Raw genomic sequence first — 2,078 nt, forward strand, 5'->3', positions numbered from 1 at the left:
GGGCGGGGCAGGCAAGGGCGAGCGTCATCACCACCCCACCATCAGGCCGGTGGCGGTGGTGCCACTGGCGTGGATGCGCGTGACTTCCATCGGATGCCAGCCGGGATAAAGTGTTGGCGTTGTTATGATTTCTCCCCCAAGCGTGGTCACGCGGACGGCCCCCGCGCTCTCGACATAAAGCATCTGGCTGACATCGCTGAGATCAGCGCCATCAGATGGCACGACAAGCGCAAGATGGGTCGGTGCCCCCAAACGCTGCTGGCTGCGGTCGCTAAACTGGTTTCTTGCGGACATGGCAAATAGACCTCTATTTCAGGAATGAACGGGACCAAGCCTAGGTTAACCAAGTTGACGTTGGGTTAGAGCAGCGCGCGCTGGGGCAGGGGGCGGGTGGGCCAAATCGCTGACTGCGCAGGCCTTGGCAAATATCGCTTCAAAGCGGTCGGTGATCGCTGCCAAATCAAACTGGGCTTCGGCATAGGCGCGTCCGGCGGCACCTGCCCGCCGAGCTGCGGCGGGGTCATCTCGATAGGCCAGTGCTGCGCCGACAAAGCCCGCGGTGTCCTCGGGATCGACGACCTGACCCGCGCCGCTGCGTCGCAAGATCTGGGCGGCAAGGTTGTGCTTTGGGGCGGCCAGCACAATTGGGCGACCCGCACAAAGATAGCTCAGGATCTTGGACGGCACCGAAAAACTGCCGGCATCGCGCTCAATCACCGCCAAAAGCACATCGCCGCTGGCCAGAACTTGGCCAAAGCTTTCAATCGGTTGCAGGCCAAGCAGGCGCAGTCTTTGCAGCTGCGTGGCGGACGTTTGCGCCGCCAAATCATCTGCACCGCTGCCGCTGGCAATCAGCAACAGCTCTTCCTCTGGCCCCAGCTTCTGCGCCAGTGCTGACAACAGCGCTGGATTGTGCTTTTCCGCCAAAGTCCCTGTATAGACAAAGCGCGTACCCGCTTGCAGCTGATGCCGCTGCCCCCAATCCGTGTCGCGCGCTTGCACCTTAATTTCGGCGATGGGCCCCCAATTCGGGATCACCGCGATCTTGTCGCGCGCCAGCCCCCAAGCATCGGTTTGGCGACAAAAATCTTCAGTTATAAGAATGATGGCAGCCGCGCGCTGCATCTGGCGACGTTCCAAATGACGATAATAGCTGCCAACCAGCTGCCCCAGCAGCGGCAGCTTTCGCGCTAAAATCTGAGCTGCCGCAAGGGCATAGAAATCTTGGCACCAATAGACAAACCGGCTTTGCGTGCGAGCACAGGCATCCAACAGCGCTTCTTGGGCCTCGGTTGGGGTATTGCCTGACAAAACCAGATCGGGGCTGATCTGCGTGACCAACTTTGCCAATTCCTTGCCATAGGCGATGTCGCCCCGACGGCGCTGCCACAGTTTCGTTTTTGAATAGGCAAGTGAAGCGCCAAGTGGCGCAAAGACCAAGCTTTTGGGGTCGGTCTCGTTGCGGTGCAGCCGCCCCTTTGGGCCGGAATCTGCGGCAAACCACGCATGGGTCACCTGATGCCCGCGCGCGGCCAGGCTGCGCGACAGAAAAATCGGTGCCGGATGGCCGGCGTAGTCATGGATCAATATCCGCATCGGCCAAACGCTCCTCTGGTCTCGTTATCGCCCACTTCGCGCGGCCACAGCCCTGACTGTCGCCAGTAAAATTCGACAATCACGCCAGAAGCTTAGGCGGTTGCCATACTCGACATCCATCGCGATCCGCGCGCCATAGCTGGTGTCATTGCGCCCGTTGACCTGCCAAACCCCTGTCAAGCCGGGGCGCAGAGCTTGGTATTTCGCAAGCGCTGGACCGTAAAGCACAGCCTCTGCGGCTGTCACCGGCCGTGGGCCGACAAGGCTCATCTCGCCCTTCAAAATGTTCCAAATCTGCGGCAACTCGTCCAGACTGGTCTGCCGCATAATCTTGCCAAAGGTCGTCACGCGTGGATCATTGGCCAACTTGAAAGTGTCGCGCCATTCCTGTGCAGCCTGCGGATTTTGCTGCAAATAGTCTTGCAGATAGGCCTCTGCATGCGGCACCATTGTGCGCAATTTCCAGCAGGTAAAAGCCTGCC

At 59.9% G+C, this 2,078-nt stretch carries 3 protein-coding genes; all 3 read right to left on the minus strand.

The annotated features are described in order from the left end of the window. Positions 1-27: 27 nt before the first annotated feature. Positions 28-294 (minus strand): spike base protein, RCAP_Rcc01079 family, encoded by a 267-nt coding sequence (locus V7Q10_RS06375; RefSeq protein ID WP_333868228.1) that lies wholly within the window; start codon positions 292-294, stop codon positions 28-30. 45 nt (positions 295-339) lie between these two features. Further along, positions 340-1,596 carry a glycosyltransferase gene (locus V7Q10_RS06380; RefSeq protein ID WP_333868229.1) on the minus strand — a complete coding sequence of 419 codons (1,257 nt, stop codon included), beginning with the start codon at positions 1,594-1,596 and terminating at the stop codon, positions 340-342. 24 nt (positions 1,597-1,620) lie between these two features. After that, a partial coding sequence (locus V7Q10_RS06385) for a sugar transferase (RefSeq protein WP_333868230.1) occupies positions 1,621-2,078 on the minus strand: 458 nt, incomplete at its 5' end.

The organism is Cypionkella sp., assembly GCF_036782355.1.
In the GTDB taxonomy this organism is placed as follows: domain Bacteria; phylum Pseudomonadota; class Alphaproteobacteria; order Rhodobacterales; family Rhodobacteraceae; genus Cypionkella.